At 64.7% G+C, this 764-nt stretch carries 1 protein-coding gene; it reads right to left on the bottom strand.

All coding sequences use genetic code 11. The features are described from left to right. A partial coding sequence (locus DQ392_RS00050; protein ID WP_220182579.1) for a condensation domain-containing protein occupies positions 1-764 on the bottom strand: 764 nt, incomplete at both ends.

A 764-nucleotide genomic window follows, 5' to 3' on the forward strand; every position in this document is an offset into this window, starting at 1 on the left:
TCGGCGACTTGTTGGATGGTGTGGGTGGTGTGTGTGTCGCTGTCGTAGGTCCATTGCATGTGGAGTCGGCCGTTGTGTATGTGGCTGACGATGTCGATCAGGTAGGGGCGGTGGTTGTCGGGGTGCCAGTCGGGGCCGGCCTGTCCGGAGGAGGCGGCGAAGCTGCTTGCGAGGGTTTCGTCGAATTGGCCGAGGTAGTTGAAGCTGATCTGGGCGGGTGTGGTTGGTTGTAGGGTGTCGCGGGTTTCGGTGTGGCTGTGGGCGAGGAGGCCGTAGCCGATGCCTTGTCGGGGGCGGGTTCGTAGGGCTTCTTTGATGTGTTTGAGTCCGTTGCCGAGTGCGGTGGTGGCGGGTACGGGGAGTCGTAGGGGGGAGATGGTGGTGAACCAGCCGGTGGTGCGGGAGATGTCGATGTCGTCGAAGAGTTCCTCGCGGCCGTGGCCTTCCAGGTCGAGGCGGATGTGGTCGTCGCCGGTCCAGGTGCCGATTGCTGAGGTGACGCCGGTGAGGAGTACGTCGTTGATGCGGGTGTGGAAGACCGCGGGGATGTCGTGGAGCAGGGCGCGGGTTGCTGCTTGGTCGAGTACGGCTTGGTAGGTGCGGCTGTGGCCGATGGTGTTGCGGCCGGCTGGGTTGTCCAGGGGGAGGGGGTGGGTGGCCTGGGTTTGTTCGTGCCAGTAGGTGAGTTCGTCGAGTGTGGTCGTGGTGGCTGCCTCCTGTCGCAGCCGTTCGGCCCACTGGCGCCATGAGCTGGACTTGCCAGG

The organism is Streptomyces reniochalinae (assembly GCF_003323735.1).
GTDB lineage: Bacteria > Actinomycetota > Actinomycetes > Streptomycetales > Streptomycetaceae > Streptomyces > Streptomyces reniochalinae.